We start from the raw sequence: 17,206 nt of genomic DNA on the forward strand, positions 1-17,206 counted from the left end.
ATCTTGTTGACTATCAGTCTGACTCCACAAGCACCCACACGAATTGCTTGATTCAATTGTTAAAGAGCGGTTGGTTAAGATCTTTCGTCTCAACCGAGGCGTGCACTCTACAGCACATCTCTCAAGAAAAACACCCCTAAGACTTATGATTTTACTAATAAAATCAACTACCTGAGCCAGATTCAGTATCGAACTGCTCGTTAGCGGGAGGCGAATAGTACAGCATTAAAATACGGGGTCAACCCCTGCATCGAAATTCTTTTTCCTTACCGAAGACCCCCTCCGAGCAGCATCACTGAGATTGCCGAGCGTTCTGGCCAGCCAGCGTTGTGTCCAGCCGTGGTGGACCGAATACAGGCTGTCCACGTTTAAAGCGTACGGCGACGCGCTCGGGAAGTAGAGGCGTCCTAAGCCCTGCGCATAAGAATTGCCCCCAATAGCCCTACTCCAACGCGCAAAAACAACCACACAGCAGCAGATGACGTGTCGCACCAGGTCTTTTTTTTCCGCCAAAGAACAGGGATCATCGCCCTCCCCCCACCATCCCCAAAGACGCCGAGGAACCGAGAGCATGGAATTGACGCTGGAAGCGGTGGCGCTTTTTGCACTGAAGCTGGTGCACGAGACTGACGGCGGCAGCCCGGTTCTACGGGATGATCCGGTGATGGAGAGATATGACCGCGAGATGTTTGGGTTGTTGGTGCGGCAGGGGGACCTGATGGGGATTCAGTCGAAGCTCGATGAATGCCTGACGCTGGCGCTCGACGCCCTGGGCGGCGCCGGCACTGTAATGGGGCGCGAGCTGCATCGGCTTGCGGTGGACGCGCACCAAGCGTCGACACTGGATGAACTCAATGCCCCGCTCGGCGCCCTCAAGGACTATCTGAAAGCCATCCTATAAGGAACGACTTAGCGCCGCCCCTCCACCGCCATCCGCACCGCCAACCCCATCAGTACCGACCCCATCAACCAACGCTGCACCACCTGCCATCCCGGCCGGGTGACGAAAAACACTGCGATGGAACCCGCCATCGTGGCAATCACTGCGTTAACGCTCACGCTGATCAAAATCTGCGTGAAGCCCAGCACCAGCGATTGCGCCAACACACTGCCGTGGCCATTCGGGTCGATGAACTGCGGCAACAACGACAAATACATCACCGCCACCTTGGGGTTCAGCAAATTGGTCACCAAGCCCATGGTGAACAGCTTGCGCGGGGTGTCCTTGGGCAGGTCCCGCACCTGGAACGGTGAACGCCCACCCGGCCGAATTGCCTGCCAAGCCATGTACGCCAGGTACAACGCCCCGCCGAAGCGCAGTGCGTCATAGGCAAACGGCACCGCCATCACCAAAGCGGTGATTCCCAACGCCGCGCAGAGCATATAAACCAGAAACCCCAACGCTACACCGCCCAGGGACACATACCCGGCAGTGCGGCCCTGGCAGATCGAGCGGGAAATGAGGTAAATCATGTTTGGGCCGGGCGTCAGCACCATGCCGAGGGAGATCAGCGCATAAGCCAGCCAGTTGGACAGTTCAGGCATGGTCGGGCTCCGTTTTTTGAAACATCTGGCCAAGGTTGTAAGGTTGGCCGCCATGGTAGGGCGTTCAAAATGCCCGCGTTAGATACAGATCCGCGAGCAAAACGGCATACACCCAGGAGGCAGGCCCATGATCGACTTCAGCAACAAAGGCTTTTTCAAACTCAAGCAGAACAACGAATACGCCGAACGCGTCGCCGACCTGCTGCTGGACGGTGAAGAAGTGGTGGATGCGTACAAGGCCATGCGTGATGGGGTGGTGTTTACCACCAAGCGGATTATTGCGGTGAATGTGCAGGGGATAACGGGTAGCAAGAAGGATTTCACATCGCTGCCGTACAAGAACATCGTGGCGTATTCAGTGGAGACGTCCGGGACGTTTGATCTGGATTCCGAGTTGGAAATCTACTTTTCGTCGTTGGGGAAGGTGAGGTTTGAATTCACCGGCAAGACCTCGATCGTCGAAATCTCCCGGCTCATTTCCCGGCATCTTCTGACCTGATCAACAGGCAAAAAAAGACCTTGGCGTCCCAGGGTCTTTTTACTGCCTACGCGGCTCAACAGGTGCAAAGCGAAACACACCAGAATCACCGACCGAAGCCTGGCTTGTGAATGGGGGTTGGTCATTCCGCCAGACTTCCACGACGCTGGCTTTCACTTCACTCACGAGAACGAAGAAGGAATCGTCTTCGAGTCAGGGCATTGGTACTTCGGCGAAGTCAGCGCGAACGATGAAGACCCTGGCGGAGAGCGCTGGAAATATCACGCTCTCAGGTCCTTCCCGGCGCAACAGTCACTTGGGCTGAAAGGTCTCAAGGTACGCCAGAATGTTGTCTATCTTCTCTTGATCGCTGATGCCCCAGAAGATCATCCGCGTGCCACTCACTACCTTCTTCGGTGCTTCGATGTAAGCGGCGAGCTTGTCCCGGGTCCAGACCACACCGGAGTTTTTCATCGCATCGGAATACTGATAGTCCGCGGTGGTCCCAGCAGGCCTGCCGATGATGCCATTGAGCTGCGGCCCGAACCCACCACGCGCACCTTCGCCGATGCTGTGGCAGCCGCCGCAGGTCTTAGTGAATAGCTTGCCGCCCGCCTCGGCGTCGCCGGCCGCGAAGGCAGGGCCCGCGGTGAATACCAGGGCGAGGGTGATCAAAGTACGGTACTTCACGGAGACTCCATTTCAAGCGTTGCTGCGACGAAAGCCGGAGCAATTATGCCGGTATAAACGACCTTTCCCCCAACCGTTCAACCAAGCGCACCAGGTAACCGTCCGGGTCTTGCACGATGAACTGCCGCTGCCCCGCCTCTACGTCGCCGGCACGATACCAGGCATCTTCAACCCCCTTGAACAGCGGCCAGCCAATAGAGGCCAAGCGTTGCAGGATGGGGGTAACGCCGGGTACGTCGATTTGCAGATTGATACCGCGCCCGAAGGGTTGGTCCAATGGTGCGGTCAGCCATTGCCCCGCGTCGGGATCGTATTGCTCCAGCATGATTTGCGCGCCCTCCAGATCGAGGTAAGCGAAACCGTCTTCGACGCGCTGGTAAGCGAGGGAAAAACCCAGCTGTTCAACCCAAAAATCCAGACTGTTGCCGAGGTTGGTCACTATGAGTTCTGGAACCAAGGGGTTACGGGCAAACATACAATTCCTTTTGCGGTAGCGTTAAGAGCGCATGCCCATCCAGATCATGGTTTTTTTGGTCCACGCAGAATACCGCGCGATGTCGTTGAGGTGGCGCAGTATCCTGCAACGACATTGTTATGACCACCCATCGCCTCGAACACATCCAATCGAACCTATCCAGACGAGTTCTACTCCACCTGTATGAACCCTGATGGTGGAGTAAGAATCATGGCTCAGCCATCGATTTTGGTGTTGGAAGACGACGAAATCATTCGGGCGTTGATGGTGGATGTGCTGGAAGAATTCGGCGCAGTGGTGACATCGTTTCCTTCTGCAGATGAAGGAATGATTTACCTGGAACAGGGCGATGAGCCCGTGGACTTGATTGTCAGCGATATTCAGATGCCAGGTCTGCTTAACGGCTATGACTTGAGCAAGGTGGTCGCGCATCGCTGGCCCACGGTGCCGGTGGTGTTGACGTCCGGCAATAGCAAGCTGGCCTCGCAATTGGGGGCGTCGGTGCGGTTCCTGCCCAAGCCGTGGAGTACCGGTCATTTGATTGAGTGTGTGCAGACGGCGCTGAATCAACAGGGTCTTTCCCTGCATTGATAGCGTCGCGATATCACTGAAGCCGAACTTCGCGCAATGCTCTGTGGTCATTAATGATGCAAGGAGCGACTTTTCTGATCCGTCGGTCAGCCTTCTCGCCTTGTGCGTATAGAATAAGGCTTTGAGATGTGTAGAATCGCCGCCCATTTCCACGCGTCATTCATGGCCGAGAGGCCCACAGTTCGAGCTTACTGAATGCATTCACAGGCCCATGACGTTGGTGCGCCCTCTTTGCTGGAAGCGTTGCGCACAGGCACGGCCCTGTTGCACGTGGCATTGGAAAAGCGCCTGCCGTTTTTCTCCGAGGGCCTGGATGCCGATTGGTATCAGCGCTTGCTCCAGGCGTATTACGGTTTTTATCGGCCGTTGGAATCAGCACTGTACGAAAGTGGCTTGATTCCTGATGGATACGACGCAGTCTTGCGCGTGAAAACACCGACGCTCGTCTGCGACCTCGCTGCCTTGGGTTTGGATGACCAGGCTGTCAGCACCCTGCCGCGCTGTCTCGAACTCCCAATCCTTGATACCCCCGCCGCTTGCCTTGGCGCCCTTTATGTCTTGGAAGGCGCGACGCTGGGCGGCCAAGTGCTGCGTCGGGAAATGACCCAGCGCCTGAACGTGAATGCCCACAACGGCGGTGCGTTCCTCAATATCTACGGCGTCGAAACCGGTCGGCGCTGGAAAGACTTTCTCGACTACCTCGGCGACCAGCCACTGGACGCGCCGGCCAGACAGAGCGCGGTGAACGCTGCCCGTTCAACATTCAGCTGCTTTGAGCAATGGCTCGACAGCCAGGAGGTACTGCTGTGAAACCCGAAGACTTTGAAGAGCTGCTTGCCAACTGTGCCGACGAGCCCATCCGCTTTCCCGGAGCGATCCAACCCCACGGTGTGCTGCTGACGTTGTCGGAGCCGGACCTGAACATCATCCAGGTCAGTGCCAACGTCGGCAGCCTGTTCGGCCATGCTCCCGAGGCGCTGCTGGGCCAGCCGCTGCACACGCTGGTAGGCGCCGAACACGCCAAGGCGGTTGCCGTCATGGCCGATCACAATACGTTCTTCGATGCGCCACCTTTGCACGTCACGTTTAACGGCGCGGAATTCGAAGGCCTGCTGCATCGCCATCAGAATGTGCTGGTGCTCGAATTCGAACCGCTGCTCAAAGATTTCCGTCCCCGGGCGCTGAAGGGGCGCACCAGTGACTTGGGCAAAATGCTGCAGCGTTTGCAGTCGGCGAAAACCCTGCAAGCGCTGTACGAAATCAGCGTGAACGAAATCCAAGCCATGACCGGTTACGACCGTGTGCTCATCTACCGCTTCGAAGACGAAGGTCACGGCCAGGTGATTGCCGAAGCGTCGGCACCGTCCATGGAGCTGTTCAACGGGCTGTTCTTCCCCGCATCCGACATCCCCGAGCAAGCGCGCGAGCTGTATCGCACCAATTGGCTACGCATCATCCCAAATGCGGCCTACGAGCCCGTGCCACTGCTGCCCAAGCTGCGCCCAGACACCGGCCAGCCACTGGATTTGAGCTTCGCTACCCTGCGCAGCGTGTCGCCGATTCATTGCCAGTACATGCAGAACATGGGTGTGTTGTCGTCCATGAGCATCTCGCTGATGAAGGGCGACACGCTGTGGGGCCTGATCAGTTGCGGCAACCGGGAACCGTTGCTGGTGCCCAACGACCTGCGTACGGCCTGCCAGACCATCGGCCAGGTGCTGTCGTTGCAGATCAGCGCCATGGAAGCCCTGGACCTGAGCCGCCAGCGTGAAGAGAAAGTCGAGGCCCTGGCTTTGCTGGATCAAGCGATGAAGCGCTCGGAAGAGAACGTGTTCGACGGCCTGGCACAGCAGGGTCAGCTGCTGATGGACCTGACGCTGTCCGGCGGCGTGGCGATCATCGAAGACAAGCAACTGCACCGTTACGGCAACTGCCCGGAACCGGCGCAGATCCGTGCCTTGCACAAGTGGCTGCAAGAGGGCGGCGAGCCGGTGTTCTCCAGCCATAAACTGTCGTCGGTGTACCCGCCGGCGGCCGAGTTCCAGCAGGTGGCCAGTGGTGTGCTGGCAATGAGTCTGCCCAAGCCTGTGGATAACGGCGTGCTGTGGTTCCGCCCGGAAGTCAAAGAGAACATCAACTGGAGCGGCGACCCGAGAAAACCGCTGGACCTGGAAAACTCCGACTCAGGCTTGCGACTTCGCCCACGCACTTCGTTTGAAATCTGGAAGGTGGAAATGGCTGGCATCTCCACCAAGTGGAGCCATGGCGACCGCTTTGCTGCCAACGATCTGCGCCGCTCGGCTCTCGAAAACGACCTGGCCCGCCAGGTGCTGCGCGAACAACAAGCCGTGCGCGCCCGCGATGAGCTGGTGGCGGTGGTGTCCCACGACCTGCGCAACCCGATGACAGTGATCTCCATGCTGTGCGGCATGATGCAGCAAGCCTTCAGCTCCGATGGCCCCCACACTTCGCGGCGGATTTCCTCGGCGATCGACACCATGCAACAGGCCGCCGGACGCATGAATGTGCTGCTGGAGGACTTGCTCGACACCTCAAAAATCGAGGCTGGGCGTTACGTGGTGCGACCGGTGAGCCTGGATGTGAGCCAGATGTTCGATGAGGCCTACTCGTTGCTGGCCCCCCTGGCAATGGAGAAAGGCATCGACCTGTCGTTCAACGCCGAGCCGGGCCTGCAGATCAACGCCGACCCGGAGCGTCTGTTCCAGGTGTTGTCGAACTTGATTGGCAACGCCATCAAATTCACCCCGCGCCAAGGCAACATCGGTATCAGCGCCATGAGCAGTGGCGAAGAAATCGTGTTCTCGGTGCGCGATTCCGGCGAAGGTATTGCACCGGAACAACTGCCACACGTGTTCGATCGCTACTGGACCCAAACAGAAAACAACCCGACCGGCAGCGGGCTGGGGCTGTACATTACGCAAGGTATTGTCCAAGCCCATGGCGGCAAGATCGTTGCAGAGAGTGAAGTGGGTCGGGGCAGTGAATTCCGTTTCACGGTGCCGAAGGTGATTGACGATTCGCACACCTGAGTGCCCCTTGCTTGCCACGTTTTAAACAGGCAATACCCCCCGCCTCCAACCCTCGTGGTGGCGGGAAATCCCGTGGCGTTTGTGCGAAAGCGCAAGCAAGGCGCTACATCTCCTGGGCTAGAGAATTGCACGAACAGCCCCTCAGATGACGTCTGAAAGCGCCAACCCCCCTGGTCATATCTTGCAGCAGCGCGTTTATAGCTGACCCGTTTCGTCCCCTATAAGGTTGGCCTCACTTCGCCCCAACAGGCGAAGTAAGCCACTACTCAATAGAAGGAAACATCCATGCTTAGCGCTATCAATCACACACTGGGCAGCGTTCAATTCCCCCCCCTGCAGCAGGATGATGCAGAGCCCCAGCGCAGGAAGCGCAGCACTGATGCAACAGACCTGAACGCCGCCGACCCTGATCGTACGACGAACAACGGTCGCCGCAGAAGCGGCAGTGGACTGGACAGCCTCGGCCAAGGCCGATTGCTCTAACCGCTGCATACGAAGGGCAGTGCACGGCCCTTCGTACTCTTCCTTAACAAAACCATGACATTCACTGGATTAACCTTGCCGGTTCAAACCATCCTGGAAACCTCATCTGCATGCCGAACACCGACACACTGCCCGCCGTACTGGCTGGCCCACTGCTGCGACGCCTCGAACCACGGCGCCTGGTGTTGTGGTTGGTGGGGAGTCGCGCACTGGAATTGACGCTGACGTTGCCTGCACAAACACGGGTTATCTCGCCAGACCAATGCCAGGTCGTACGCGTGGGGCGCAATGCCTTTATCCACCTGATCGATGTGACGCTGGACGACGCGCTGCCCCTGGACGTGGCGATCAGCTACGACCTGTCGTTCGACAACACCGGCATCGCCGACTGGGCACCGCACCTGCTGTACGCCAACGCCTGCCTCCCAAGTTTCGTTTTGCACAGCCGCATCCATCAGTTGGTACACGGCTCATGCCGCAAACCCCATCACAGCGCCGACGAGGGTCTGCTGTGTGTCGACCGCCTGCTGGCCGATGCCCAAAGCCCGGCCGACCGCCCGGCGCTGCTGATGATGAGCGGCGACCAAGTCTACGCCGACGATGTAGCTGGGCCCATGCTACGGGCGATACATGCCTTGATTGCACGTCTGGGTTTGTTCGATGAATACCTGGAGGGCGCGGTGGTAGATGACAGCGCCAGCCTCTATGGACACAGCGCCAGCTATTACCATCGCGCCGACTTGCTGCCGGCGCTGGACAGCAACGAAACCCTGCGCGAACGCTTCTTCGGGGGCGTGAAAAAGCCGATCTTTACCAGCAGCACCGCCGACAATCACCTAGTGACCTTCGCCGAAGTCATCGCGATGTATTTGCTGGTGTGGTCGCCGACGCCCTGGACGCTGATCGCGCCTCAACCTCCGCAGCTCAATGCAGAACGACAGCAGCGTTACGCCCGTGAACAGGTCCAGATAGAACGATTCCGCGACGGTCTGCCAGGCGTCGCGCGGGTCTTCGCTCACCTGTCCTCCCTGATGATCTTTGATGATCACGACATCACCGATGACTGGAACCTCAGCGCCCAATGGGAAGAGACTGCGTACGGCCACCCCTTTTCCAAGCGCATCATCGGCAACGCGCTGTTGGCCTACCTGCTGTGCCAAGGTTGGGGCAACCAACCGGATGTATTTGGCGAACTGATCAACCAGACCCAAGCGCTCACTGCTCAGCCGCACGCCAACCATCTGGACGCCACTGCACAGGATGAACTGCTCGAGGCACTGCTGAAATTTCAACGCTGGCACTACGTACTGCCCACCACCCCTGCCCTGGTGGTGCTCGATACCCGCACGCGCCGCTGGCGCAGCGAGTTCACCCTCAAGCAACCTTCCGGCCTGCTGGACTGGGAAGCTTTGAGCGAACTGCAACAGGAACTGCTGGACCACCCCTCGGCCATCATCGTCTCGCCCGCGCCAATCTTTGGCGTCAAGCTGATCGAGACTGTACAGAAAGTCTTCAGCTGGTGCGGCTACCCTTTGCTCGTCGATGCGGAAAACTGGATGGCCCATCGCGGCGCTGCCCAGGTGATCCTCAATATCTTCCGCCACTCGCGCACGCCGGGTAACTACGTGATCCTCTCCGGTGACGTGCACTACTCGTTTGTTTACGAAGTACTGATTCGTTATCGCAATGCTGGTCCCAGGATCTGGCAGATCACCAGCAGCGGTATCAAGAACGAATTCCCACCACGCTTACTGGAGTGGTTCGACCGCCTCAACCGTTGGCTCTACTCGCCGCGTTCGCCCCTCAATTGGTTCACGCGCCGACGCACCATGCAGGTGGTGCCGCATATTCCGGAGCATGCCGAAGCCGGCGAGCGGCTGTGGAATTCGGCGGGCATTGGCCAGGTGTTTTTCAATGAGCAGGGCCGGCCTGAGGCGATTTACCAGCACAACGCGGATGGGCGGGCGCAGACAAGGATGGTGGCGCCGAATAAATAGCCAATAGCCATCAATCGTAAGCCGCACATCTGCCCTATTCAAAGGCCTCCAGTCCCGTTGTACAGTAGCGCCAGCCACGGAGTATCGGCGTAAACATCGGCAGGCCTTATGCGCCTGCCCAGGCAAGGAATGCGCAGATGACCGATATCTCCAGCAATAATCCGTTAGAGCAAGATTTCTCTCACTTCAACGCCGACATGCTGCACACCGTTCTGGAACTGGTCAGCGACGGGATCTGGGATTGGAACGCCAACACCGGGTTCGTCTACCGCAACCCAGGCTGGTACGAAATGCTGGGCTATCACCGCCACGCGCTGGAGAACAACGTGTTCACGTGGGAAAACGTGATACACCCAGACGACTACTCCCAGGTGATGAAGCTGTTTGACGACTACATCCACCGCCGCGCGCCCCACTACCAAGCCGAATACCGCTGCCGCAAAAAAGATGGCAGCTACCTGTGGATTGAAGACCGCGGCTACGTGATTGCGCGCAATGCTGACGGCTCGGTGGCGCGTATGGTGGGTGCCCACCGCGATATAGACCTGCGCAAAAGCTCAGTCGAACAGCTGGAACGGCGCAACCAATCCCTTGAAGCACTGGTGGCCGAACGCACCCGCGAGCTGTCACGGGTCAATCAACAGTTGCAACTGCAGTTGGATGAAAATCGCTTCCTGGCCGAACGGGACGCCCTGACCCTCGTCGCCAATCGCTACCGTCTGGAAAAAGTGTTGCTGCAAGAGTGCGACCGCGCTCAGCGCTTTCGCCTGCCACTGGCACTGATTGCGATGGATATCGACGACTTCAAGTCGATCAATGACCGATGCGGTCACGGTGTGGGCGATCAGACGCTGGTGCAGGTGGCTGAATGCCTGCAACGCTGTATCCGCCCTGATGACCTGTTAGCCCGATGGGGTGGCGATGAGTTTGTGCTGATCCTGCCCAAAACCTCGTTGGAGATCGCAAAAACAATGGCGGCGAATATCCGTCTGAAGTTGAAGAACAGCCCGCACAGGGACGACTTCAAGGTCACCCTGAGCCTGGGTGTGGCCGAGCGTCAAACGGATGAGCCCCCCGCCGCCCTGATGGTGCGCGCCGACCAGGCGCTGTATCGCGCCAAGGCAGCGGGGAAGGATGGGGTGTCCGAATAACACCCCGGCGTGTCAGCGAACCGGCGGCGCGTACTGGATACCGCCGTTGTTCCACAGCGAATTAAGCCCGCGCTTGATCTTCAGCACGCTGCCCTGGCCGATGTTGCGCTCGAACACTTCGCCGTAGTTGCCCACCTGCTTGACGATCTGCACCACCCAATCCTTGCGCAGCTTCAGGTCCTTGCCGTATTCGCCGTCCGCCCCCAGTAATCGCGCGACATCCGGGTTCTTGGTGGTCTTGGCCTGCTCTTCGACGTTCTGCGAGGTGATGCCCATTTCCTCGGCATTGAGCATCGCGAACAAGGTCCATTTAACGATGCTGAACCATTCGTCATCACCCTTGCGCACCAACGGCCCCAGCGGTTCCTTGGAGATCACTTCCGGCAACACCACGAACTCGTCTGGCTGGGCCATCTTGATGCGCTGGGCGTACAGGCCCGACTGATCGGTGGTCAGCACGTCGCAACGCCCGGCTTCCAGCCCCTTGGCGCTTTCGTCGGCCGTGTCGAAGGTGATCGGCGTGTACTTCATGCCGTGGGTGCGGAAGTAGTCCGAGACGTTCAACTCAGTCGTGGTGCCGGCTTGGATGCACACGGTGGCGCCGTCCAGTTGCTTGGCAGCGGTGACGCCCAGCTTGTTGTTCACCAGGAAGCCGATACCGTCGTAATAAGTCACGCCGGTGAAGACCAAGCCCATGCCCGAATCACGGGAGCTGGTCCAGGTGGTGTTGCGCGAAATCAGGTCGATTTCACCGGACTGCAACGCAGTGAAACGTTCCTTGGCGGTCAACTGGGTGAACTTCACTTTCGACGCATCGCCGAAAACTGCCGCCGCCACCGCGTGGCACACGTCCACATCGATACCGGTCATCTTGCCCTTGCTGTCCGGTACGCCAAAGCCCGGCAGCCCGTCACTGACGCCGCATTGGATAAAGCCTTTTTTCTGGATGGCGTCCAGTGTCGTGCCTGCCTCGGCGGTGCTCGCCAGGCCCAGCACGGCGGTTGCCCCGATAGCGGCCAAGGTGGTTTTGAATGGGTTCATGCAAGGCTCTCCCTGTCATTCCTTATTATTCGGCGCCCCACAGCCCGCGCCGGTTTATAGTGCTGCCGGGCAGTATCAACGGCTTTGCGCTACTGCCACAAACGACCTTTAGGCAAAGGCTCCTTCCGATTTGGAATGAAGTGCATGATTTCTAAACGTTTGACCCCTTCGATGACAGCCCTGCAATGCTTCGAAGCTGCCGCTCGCCATTTGAGTTTCACTCGCGCTGCCCAAGAGCTGCACCTGACCCAAAGTGCGGTGAGCAAACAGGTGGCGCAGCTGGAAGAGATGCTTTGCCACAACTTGTTCGAACGGGTGCGCCAGCGTTTGTACCTGTCGCCGGCCGGGTCGTTGTACCTGGCCGAAGTGCATAAGATCCTCACCCAGGTGGACATCTCCAGCCGCTATATCCTCACCTACGGCGGCGAGACCGAAGTGCTGCGCATCGCCACCCAGCCAACCTTCGGCGACCGCTGGCTGGTGCCCAAGCTCAAGGACTTTGCAGCGCTACATCCAAACATCCACCTGGATGTGCGCAACGAGCTGGAGCCTTTCGACGTGTTGCAAGCCAAGGCCGATATCGCGTTTTTCTTCGGCCAGGGCTCGTGGCCGGGGGCGACCTGCATTGAGCTTTTCCGTGAGGCAGTGGTGCCGGTGTGCGCACCAGGTTTCGTCGCCGAAGGCAGCCATGCATCGTCGCGCCACACGTTGCTGCAATGCACCTCGCGCCCGGAAGCCTGGCATGAATGGTTCCTGGAACAGGGCCTGCACTCGCAGAACAGCTACCACGGCCCGCGCTTCGACACGTTCTACATGTGCATCCGCGCGGCACAATCCGGCTATGGCGTGGCGTTGGTGCCGCAGTATCTGGTGGCTGATGAACTCGCACAGGGCAGCCTGATGATTCCCTGGGACTATGCGATGCCCAGCAGCGGCGCGCACTTCATCGCCCACGCCGAACATGCCGGCGAGATTCCCAAGGTGAAAGCCTTCCTCAACTGGATGGTGGACTATGTCGGCGCACATCCCGACTTTCAGTCATGACCCGGCGACTTTATTTCGTTTGCGACAAGGGCGGGCGCCCGGCTTAGATAAAAACACGCCCGCCACTGCCGAGTCCCCGATTCATGAGCCACGAAACCATTAGCCAGTCGATTTCCATCGTTCACCCCATCAGCCTCAGCCACGGTAAAAACGCTGAGGTCTGGGACACCTCGGGCAAACGCTATATCGATTTTGTCGGCGGCATTGGTGTGCTCAACCTCGGCCACTGCCATCCCGGTGTGGTCGAGGCGATTCGCGACCAGGCGACCAGGCTGACCCACTATGCGTTTAATGCCGCACCTCACGCGCCCTACGTCGAGCTGATGGATCGTCTTACCGCATTTATCCCTGTGGACTACCCGATCAGCGGCATGCTCACCAACAGCGGCGCGGAAGCGGCGGAAAATGCGCTGAAGATCGTGCGTGGCGCCACCGGCCGCACGGCAGTGATCGCGTTTGACGGCGCCTTCCACGGCCGTACCCTGGCCACGCTCAACCTCAACGGTAAGGTGGCGCCCTATAAGCAGAAGGTCGGTGTACTACCGGGGCCTGTGTATCACCTGCCCTACCCTAGCGCCGATAACGGCGTGACTTGCGCCGAGGCGCTGAAAGCCATGGACCGCCTGTTCAGCGTGGAAATCGACGTCAGCGATGTGGCCTGTTTCATCATCGAGCCGGTGCAAGGCGAAGGCGGGTTTCTCGCGCTGGATATCGAATTCGCCCAGGCGCTGCGACGCTTTTGCAACGAGAACAACATTCTGCTGATTGCCGATGAAATCCAATCGGGCTTTGGCCGTACCGGCGAGCGTTTTGCTTTCTCGCGCCTGGGGATCGAGCCGGACTTGATCCTGCTGGGTAAAAGCATCGCTGGCGGTGTGCCGCTGGGCGCAGTCGTAGGGCGCAAGGCGCTGATGGACAACCTGCCCAAAGGTGGCCTGGGCGGCACCTATTCCGGCAACCCCATTGCGTGCGCAGCAGCATTGGCCACCCTCGACGCCATGACCGATGAACACCTGAGCGCCTGGGGCTCACAACAGGAAGAAGCCATCGTCAGCCGTTATCAAACCTGGCGCGCACACGGCCTGACACCTTACCTCGGCCGCCTGACCGGCGTGGGCTCCATGCGCGGCATCGAACTGGCCAACGCTGACGGCACACCCGCGCCGAAACAGCTCACCCAGTTGCTCGGCCTGGCGCGGGACGCCGGTTTGTTGCTGATGCCCAGCGGCAAGTCGCGGCATATCATCCGCCTGCTGGCACCGCTGACCATCGAGCCCGCGGTGCTGGAGGAAGGCCTGACCATGTTCGAAGCTTGCCTCAAGCAGTTGGATTAATCACGCGCATCGACCGGTTTCCACCGTGCCGGCGTTGAGATGGCAGTCGCTGCAGAACTGCATGTAACCCAGGCCACCATGGCGGGTGAACAGGTCGGCGGGCGGCGCGGCGGGGGCTCTGGACACAGCCGGCATGGTCAGGTCTGCAATTGTTTTTATGCGTCATCAGGCGAATCGCTGGGGCGGGCTAAGTCCCAGCGTTGTTGTAGCGAGTGTCCCCAAGGCGCCTGTTGATATGGATCAGCAGAACCTGAGGGCATTGTGCTGCCTTGACCTGACCTCCCTCCCCCCTGAAAATGCCCGACGCTTTTTTGTCCTCGTTTACTGAAGTAGTGAAATTTCAATGTCCGATTCTTACACCGAAAAATCCGCCCCCGAAGAATCCGTAGTCGCCTTGCCTTCCAAAGCCGAGTACGAAAACGCCATCAATCTTTCACAGCATCTGCCAGCGGCCAAGATCATCAGCGAGATGGTGCTGGACGCTTTTCACACGTCCAAGGAAAGCGATCAGATCCGCGAACTGCGCGTGGCCATCCGTCAGGCCCACGATGCTTTTGACGACGACAAGGCCTACGACCTGATGGGCCAGCTCAAGCAACTCAAGGACGCCGAAGCCGCCGATAACGCTGCGCTGGAAAACTTGAGCAGCCAGTTTTCGATCAGCCGCATTCTGTCCTGCTTCAAGGACGACCCCGAGTTCCAGGAGTTGGTCTACGGCCTGGCGTTGAAAGTGCTGAACCAGAGCCACCAGGCCATCAGCAACCCGAGCGCCGGCAAGAGCAAGGCATCACGGCCGAAGAAAGAAGCCGAAGTGTTTGTGATCAGCAAAGATGGCATCAGCGTCACGCTGCCGCTGCGTACGCCGCGTTCGAAGCTGAACGTGGACCGCGAGGCGTTCGAATTCCTGGGTTTCAGCTTTGTGGGTGAAGGCGATGAAGCGGAGCTGGAGGTGGAGAGCTTTGTGGATAACGCAGGCGCCGAACAGCCGCTGAGCCGCAAGAGCGTGATCACTGCATTGCAGCAGCAGACGGCGTTTGAGGGTTACAGCATCGCGCAGCAGTAACCCGAAGCAAGCTGCACCGCAGAATCAAATGTGGGAGCTGGCTTGCCTGTGATGCAGCCCCTCGGTCAATCAGCGAAACCGAGGTGATGCGATCGCAGGCAAGCCAGCTCCCACATTTGTTTTGCAGGGGGTTAACCCGCGCGTTCGACCTGCGCTGCAAACACCTCGCGAAACCGCGCCATCTCCCGCTTATCGCCCACCGTCACCCGCACCCACTGCGGCCAGCTTTCAAACACCCGGCCGATCATCACGCCCTGCGTCGCCAGTTTCTCGATCACTTGCTCCGACGGTTGTTTCACATCGATCATGAAACAGTTCGCCTGTGACGCCGTGCAAGTGAAACCACGCCCCTTCAACCACGCCACGGTCTCATCACGCAGTTGATTATTGAGGGCCTTGCGTTGCGGCAACAGCTTCACGTCTTCCAGGCTGGCAAGGCCGCCGAGCAAGCTGGTGCCCGCCGGCACGTTGTCGCCGCCAAACACGGCCAGCCGCTCCAGCAGCGCCGGGTGGCCGATCGCCAAACCCAGGCGGGCACCGGCCATGCCGTAGATTTTCGAGAACGTGCGCAGTACCAGCAGGTCGTCATGGTCCTTCACCCAACTGACCACGCTGGGCACGTCGGCGAAGTCGATGTAAGCCTCGTCCACCACCAGCACGCTGCCTTTGGGCTTGTTCGCCAACGCGTGGCGGATGGCCTCGGTCGGTGTGATGGTGCCAGTAGGATTGTTGGGGTTGCACACGTAGAGCATGCCGGCCTGTGGATCGGCGGCAAGCATGGCCGGGATGTCGTGGGCGTGGTCGGCCCCCAGGCTGACTTCCTTCACAGGTGCCTTGTTCGACTGCGCCGCTTGGCGCGGCACCTCGTAGGACGGCATGGCCATCACCAGGCCGCGGCTCTCAGTGGTGAACGCCAGCACCGCATAGCGCAAGGCCGCCATCGAACCCGCAAAGACCGCCACCTGCTCTTCGGCAATCCCCTGCTGCTGGGCGAACAGTCCTGCCAACGCATACATAGAGTCGTAAGGATAAAACCCAGCGGTAGCGATACCCCGCTGCATCGCCTCACGCGCAGCGCCTGAGGGGCCGTAAGGGCTTTCGTTGTAATTGAGCCGCACCTTGTCAGGCTTTTCCGGCGGCGGCGCTGCAACCGCCCAATCGAGGCGCCCCAGCAATGGCAGGGCTGCACCCAGGGCGAGAAGGGACCGACGACTGACGCTGACCATAGGGCTAATCCTGGTAGATGGGTGATGGATTCGCACAACTCGTACAGAGGGGTATGACGAGAAAACCCTGCGCAGATTTAAAACCACACCCAAGAAAAAGCCCCGCGCGTCTCTCGACGGCGGGGCTTTTTCACTGCGGGACCACTCAGTGAGCGTAGGTCAGCAACAGCTCTTTCGGCACTTGGAAATCCAGGGACATCATCACGCTGAGCGCGGTGATGGTGAAGATCGAGAACACGAACAGCTTGCGTGCCCAGACGGTGTCATCCACCGCCTTGTAGCCGGTCCAGGCCATGTACAACCAGTACATGCCCATGGCGGCGGCGACGGCAAGGTAGCTCATGCCGGCGTAGCCACTGAAGGTCAACATCAAGGTCGCCACAAGGAAGGCCAGGATGTACAGCAGGATGTGTTTCTTGGCGACCTGGATGCCGCGTTTTACCGGCAAGACCGGAATCGAAGCAGCCAGGTAGTCATTGAAGCGGAAAATCGCGATGGCGTACGAATGCGGCATCTGCCACAGGCTGAACATCACCAGTAGCGTCAGCGCGGCCATGTCGAAGCTATTGGTCACAGCCACATAACCAATCACCGGCGGCATCGCCCCCGACAGACTGCCCACCAGCGTGCCGTGAACCGACTTGCGCTTGAGGTACAGGCTGTAGAGGCCGACGTAGATGACAAAGCCGATCACGGCAAACAGCGCCGCCAGCGGATTGGCCACCTTGTACAACAACGCCACACCGGCAACACCGAGGACGGTCGCGTAGATCAGTGCCAGCTTCAGGGAGATGAGGCCCTGGACCAGCACGCGATTCTTGGTGCGCTCCATCTTGATATCGATGTCACGGTCGATGCAGTTGTTGAACACACATCCGGAAGCTACCACCAGGGAAGTGCCGATCATTGCAGCCAGGAAGATGGCCAGATCGACATGTCCCTTGGAGGCCAGGAAGAAACCGCCCGCCACAGAAAGCACGTTACCGAAAATGATCCCCGGTTTGGTGATTTGGATAAAGTGCTTAAGCGACATCGGGT

At 59.1% G+C, this 17,206-nt stretch carries 17 protein-coding genes and 1 pseudogene; 11 read left to right on the forward strand and 7 right to left on the reverse strand.

What is annotated here, in order from left to right:
* Positions 1–571: 571 nt before the first annotated feature.
* Positions 572–901: a hypothetical protein gene (locus AC4PS7_RS27720; protein ID WP_236267730.1), complete on the forward strand. Its 330-nt coding sequence runs from the start codon at positions 572–574 to the stop codon at positions 899–901.
* Positions 902–909: 8 nt separating this feature from the next.
* Here the strand turns inward: AC4PS7_RS27720 and AC4PS7_RS27725 are convergent, their stop codons facing one another.
* The gene (locus AC4PS7_RS27725; RefSeq protein WP_047543873.1) at positions 910–1,545 is read right to left on the reverse strand and encodes a LysE family translocator; all 636 of its coding nucleotides are present in this window, start codon (positions 1,543–1,545) and stop codon (positions 910–912) included.
* Positions 1,546–1,672: 127 nt separating this feature from the next.
* Here AC4PS7_RS27725 and AC4PS7_RS27730 point away from each other — a divergent pair, with 127 nt between their 5' ends.
* Together AC4PS7_RS27730 and AC4PS7_RS27735 are read left to right on the forward strand one after the other, a co-directional pair.
* Positions 1,673–2,044: a PH domain-containing protein gene (locus AC4PS7_RS27730; RefSeq protein ID WP_010206413.1), complete on the forward strand. Its 372-nt coding sequence runs from the start codon at positions 1,673–1,675 to the stop codon at positions 2,042–2,044.
* A 42-nt stretch (positions 2,045–2,086) separates the two neighbouring features.
* Positions 2,087–2,248 (forward strand): annotated as a pseudogene (locus tag AC4PS7_RS27735) (DUF3916 domain-containing protein); the annotation flags it as partial.
* Between the two features lie 87 nt (positions 2,249–2,335).
* Here the strand turns inward: AC4PS7_RS27735 and AC4PS7_RS27740 are convergent.
* Entirely contained in the window at positions 2,336–2,713 is a 378-nt protein-coding gene (locus AC4PS7_RS27740; protein ID WP_010206414.1) for a c-type cytochrome, read from the reverse strand.
* A gap of 43 nt (positions 2,714–2,756) precedes the next feature.
* Positions 2,757–3,188 carry a bleomycin resistance protein gene (locus AC4PS7_RS27745; protein ID WP_021492136.1) on the reverse strand — a complete coding sequence of 144 codons (432 nt, stop codon included), beginning with the start codon at positions 3,186–3,188 and terminating at the stop codon, positions 2,757–2,759.
* A 210-nt stretch (positions 3,189–3,398) separates the two neighbouring features.
* Here AC4PS7_RS27745 and AC4PS7_RS27750 point away from each other — a divergent pair, with 210 nt between their 5' ends.
* The 5 genes from AC4PS7_RS27750 to AC4PS7_RS27770 all read left to right on the forward strand — a co-directional run bounded on the left by AC4PS7_RS27750 (position 3,399) and on the right by AC4PS7_RS27770 (position 10,460).
* Entirely contained in the window at positions 3,399–3,779 is a 381-nt protein-coding gene (locus tag AC4PS7_RS27750) for a response regulator (protein ID WP_010206417.1), read from the forward strand.
* Positions 3,780–3,974: 195 nt separating this feature from the next.
* On the forward strand, positions 3,975–4,589 hold the full coding sequence (locus AC4PS7_RS27755) for a biliverdin-producing heme oxygenase (RefSeq protein WP_010206418.1): 615 nt from the start codon (positions 3,975–3,977) through the stop codon (positions 4,587–4,589).
* The gene (locus AC4PS7_RS27760; protein ID WP_010206421.1) at positions 4,586–6,829 is read left to right on the forward strand and encodes an ATP-binding protein; all 2,244 of its coding nucleotides are present in this window, start codon (positions 4,586–4,588) and stop codon (positions 6,827–6,829) included. Before AC4PS7_RS27755 ends, AC4PS7_RS27760 begins: the two co-directional genes overlap by 4 nt.
* A 593-nt stretch (positions 6,830–7,422) precedes the next feature.
* A complete protein-coding gene (locus AC4PS7_RS27765) occupies positions 7,423–9,309 on the forward strand; it encodes an alkaline phosphatase D family protein (protein WP_492179853.1) in 1,887 nt (628 codons plus the stop codon).
* A gap of 137 nt (positions 9,310–9,446) precedes the next feature.
* Positions 9,447–10,460 (forward strand): sensor domain-containing diguanylate cyclase, encoded by a 1,014-nt coding sequence (locus tag AC4PS7_RS27770; protein ID WP_492179854.1) that lies wholly within the window; start codon positions 9,447–9,449, stop codon positions 10,458–10,460.
* Between the two features lie 12 nt (positions 10,461–10,472).
* Here the strand turns inward: AC4PS7_RS27770 and AC4PS7_RS27775 are convergent, their stop codons facing one another.
* Complete coding sequence (locus tag AC4PS7_RS27775; RefSeq protein ID WP_485616948.1) at positions 10,473–11,501, reverse strand: amino acid ABC transporter substrate-binding protein; 1,029 nt, start codon at positions 11,499–11,501, stop codon at positions 10,473–10,475.
* 144 nt (positions 11,502–11,645) lie between these two features.
* On the opposite strand from AC4PS7_RS27775, the gene AC4PS7_RS27780 reads away from it, so the two are divergent.
* Entirely contained in the window at positions 11,646–12,545 is a 900-nt protein-coding gene (locus AC4PS7_RS27780; RefSeq protein ID WP_154847691.1) for a LysR substrate-binding domain-containing protein, read from the forward strand.
* A gap of 83 nt (positions 12,546–12,628) precedes the next feature.
* Complete coding sequence (locus tag AC4PS7_RS27785) at positions 12,629–13,879, forward strand: 2-aminoadipate transaminase (RefSeq protein ID WP_047543870.1); 1,251 nt, start codon at positions 12,629–12,631, stop codon at positions 13,877–13,879.
* Here AC4PS7_RS27785 and AC4PS7_RS27790 read toward each other — a convergent pair whose 3' ends face one another.
* A complete protein-coding gene (locus AC4PS7_RS27790) occupies positions 13,880–14,005 on the reverse strand; it encodes a hypothetical protein (RefSeq protein WP_373422435.1) in 126 nt (41 codons plus the stop codon).
* Positions 14,006–14,222: 217 nt separating this feature from the next.
* On the opposite strand from AC4PS7_RS27790, the gene AC4PS7_RS27795 reads away from it, so the two are divergent.
* Positions 14,223–14,942, forward strand: a complete 720-nt coding sequence (locus tag AC4PS7_RS27795; RefSeq protein ID WP_010206432.1) for a hypothetical protein — start codon at positions 14,223–14,225, stop codon at positions 14,940–14,942.
* Positions 14,943–15,073: 131 nt separating this feature from the next.
* Here AC4PS7_RS27795 and ptaA read toward each other — a convergent pair whose 3' ends face one another.
* Together ptaA and cyoE are read right to left on the reverse strand one after the other, a co-directional pair.
* Positions 15,074–16,168: a pyoverdine biosynthesis transaminase PtaA gene (gene ptaA, locus AC4PS7_RS27800; protein WP_492179855.1), complete on the reverse strand. Its 1,095-nt coding sequence runs from the start codon at positions 16,166–16,168 to the stop codon at positions 15,074–15,076.
* Between the two features lie 145 nt (positions 16,169–16,313).
* On the reverse strand, positions 16,314–17,201 hold the full coding sequence (cyoE, locus tag AC4PS7_RS27805; protein ID WP_003194050.1) for a heme o synthase: 888 nt from the start codon (positions 17,199–17,201) through the stop codon (positions 16,314–16,316).
* Between the last annotated feature and the right edge of the window lie 5 nt (positions 17,202–17,206).

The sequence above is a fragment of the Pseudomonas sp. DW-iso3 genome, from assembly GCF_058725305.1.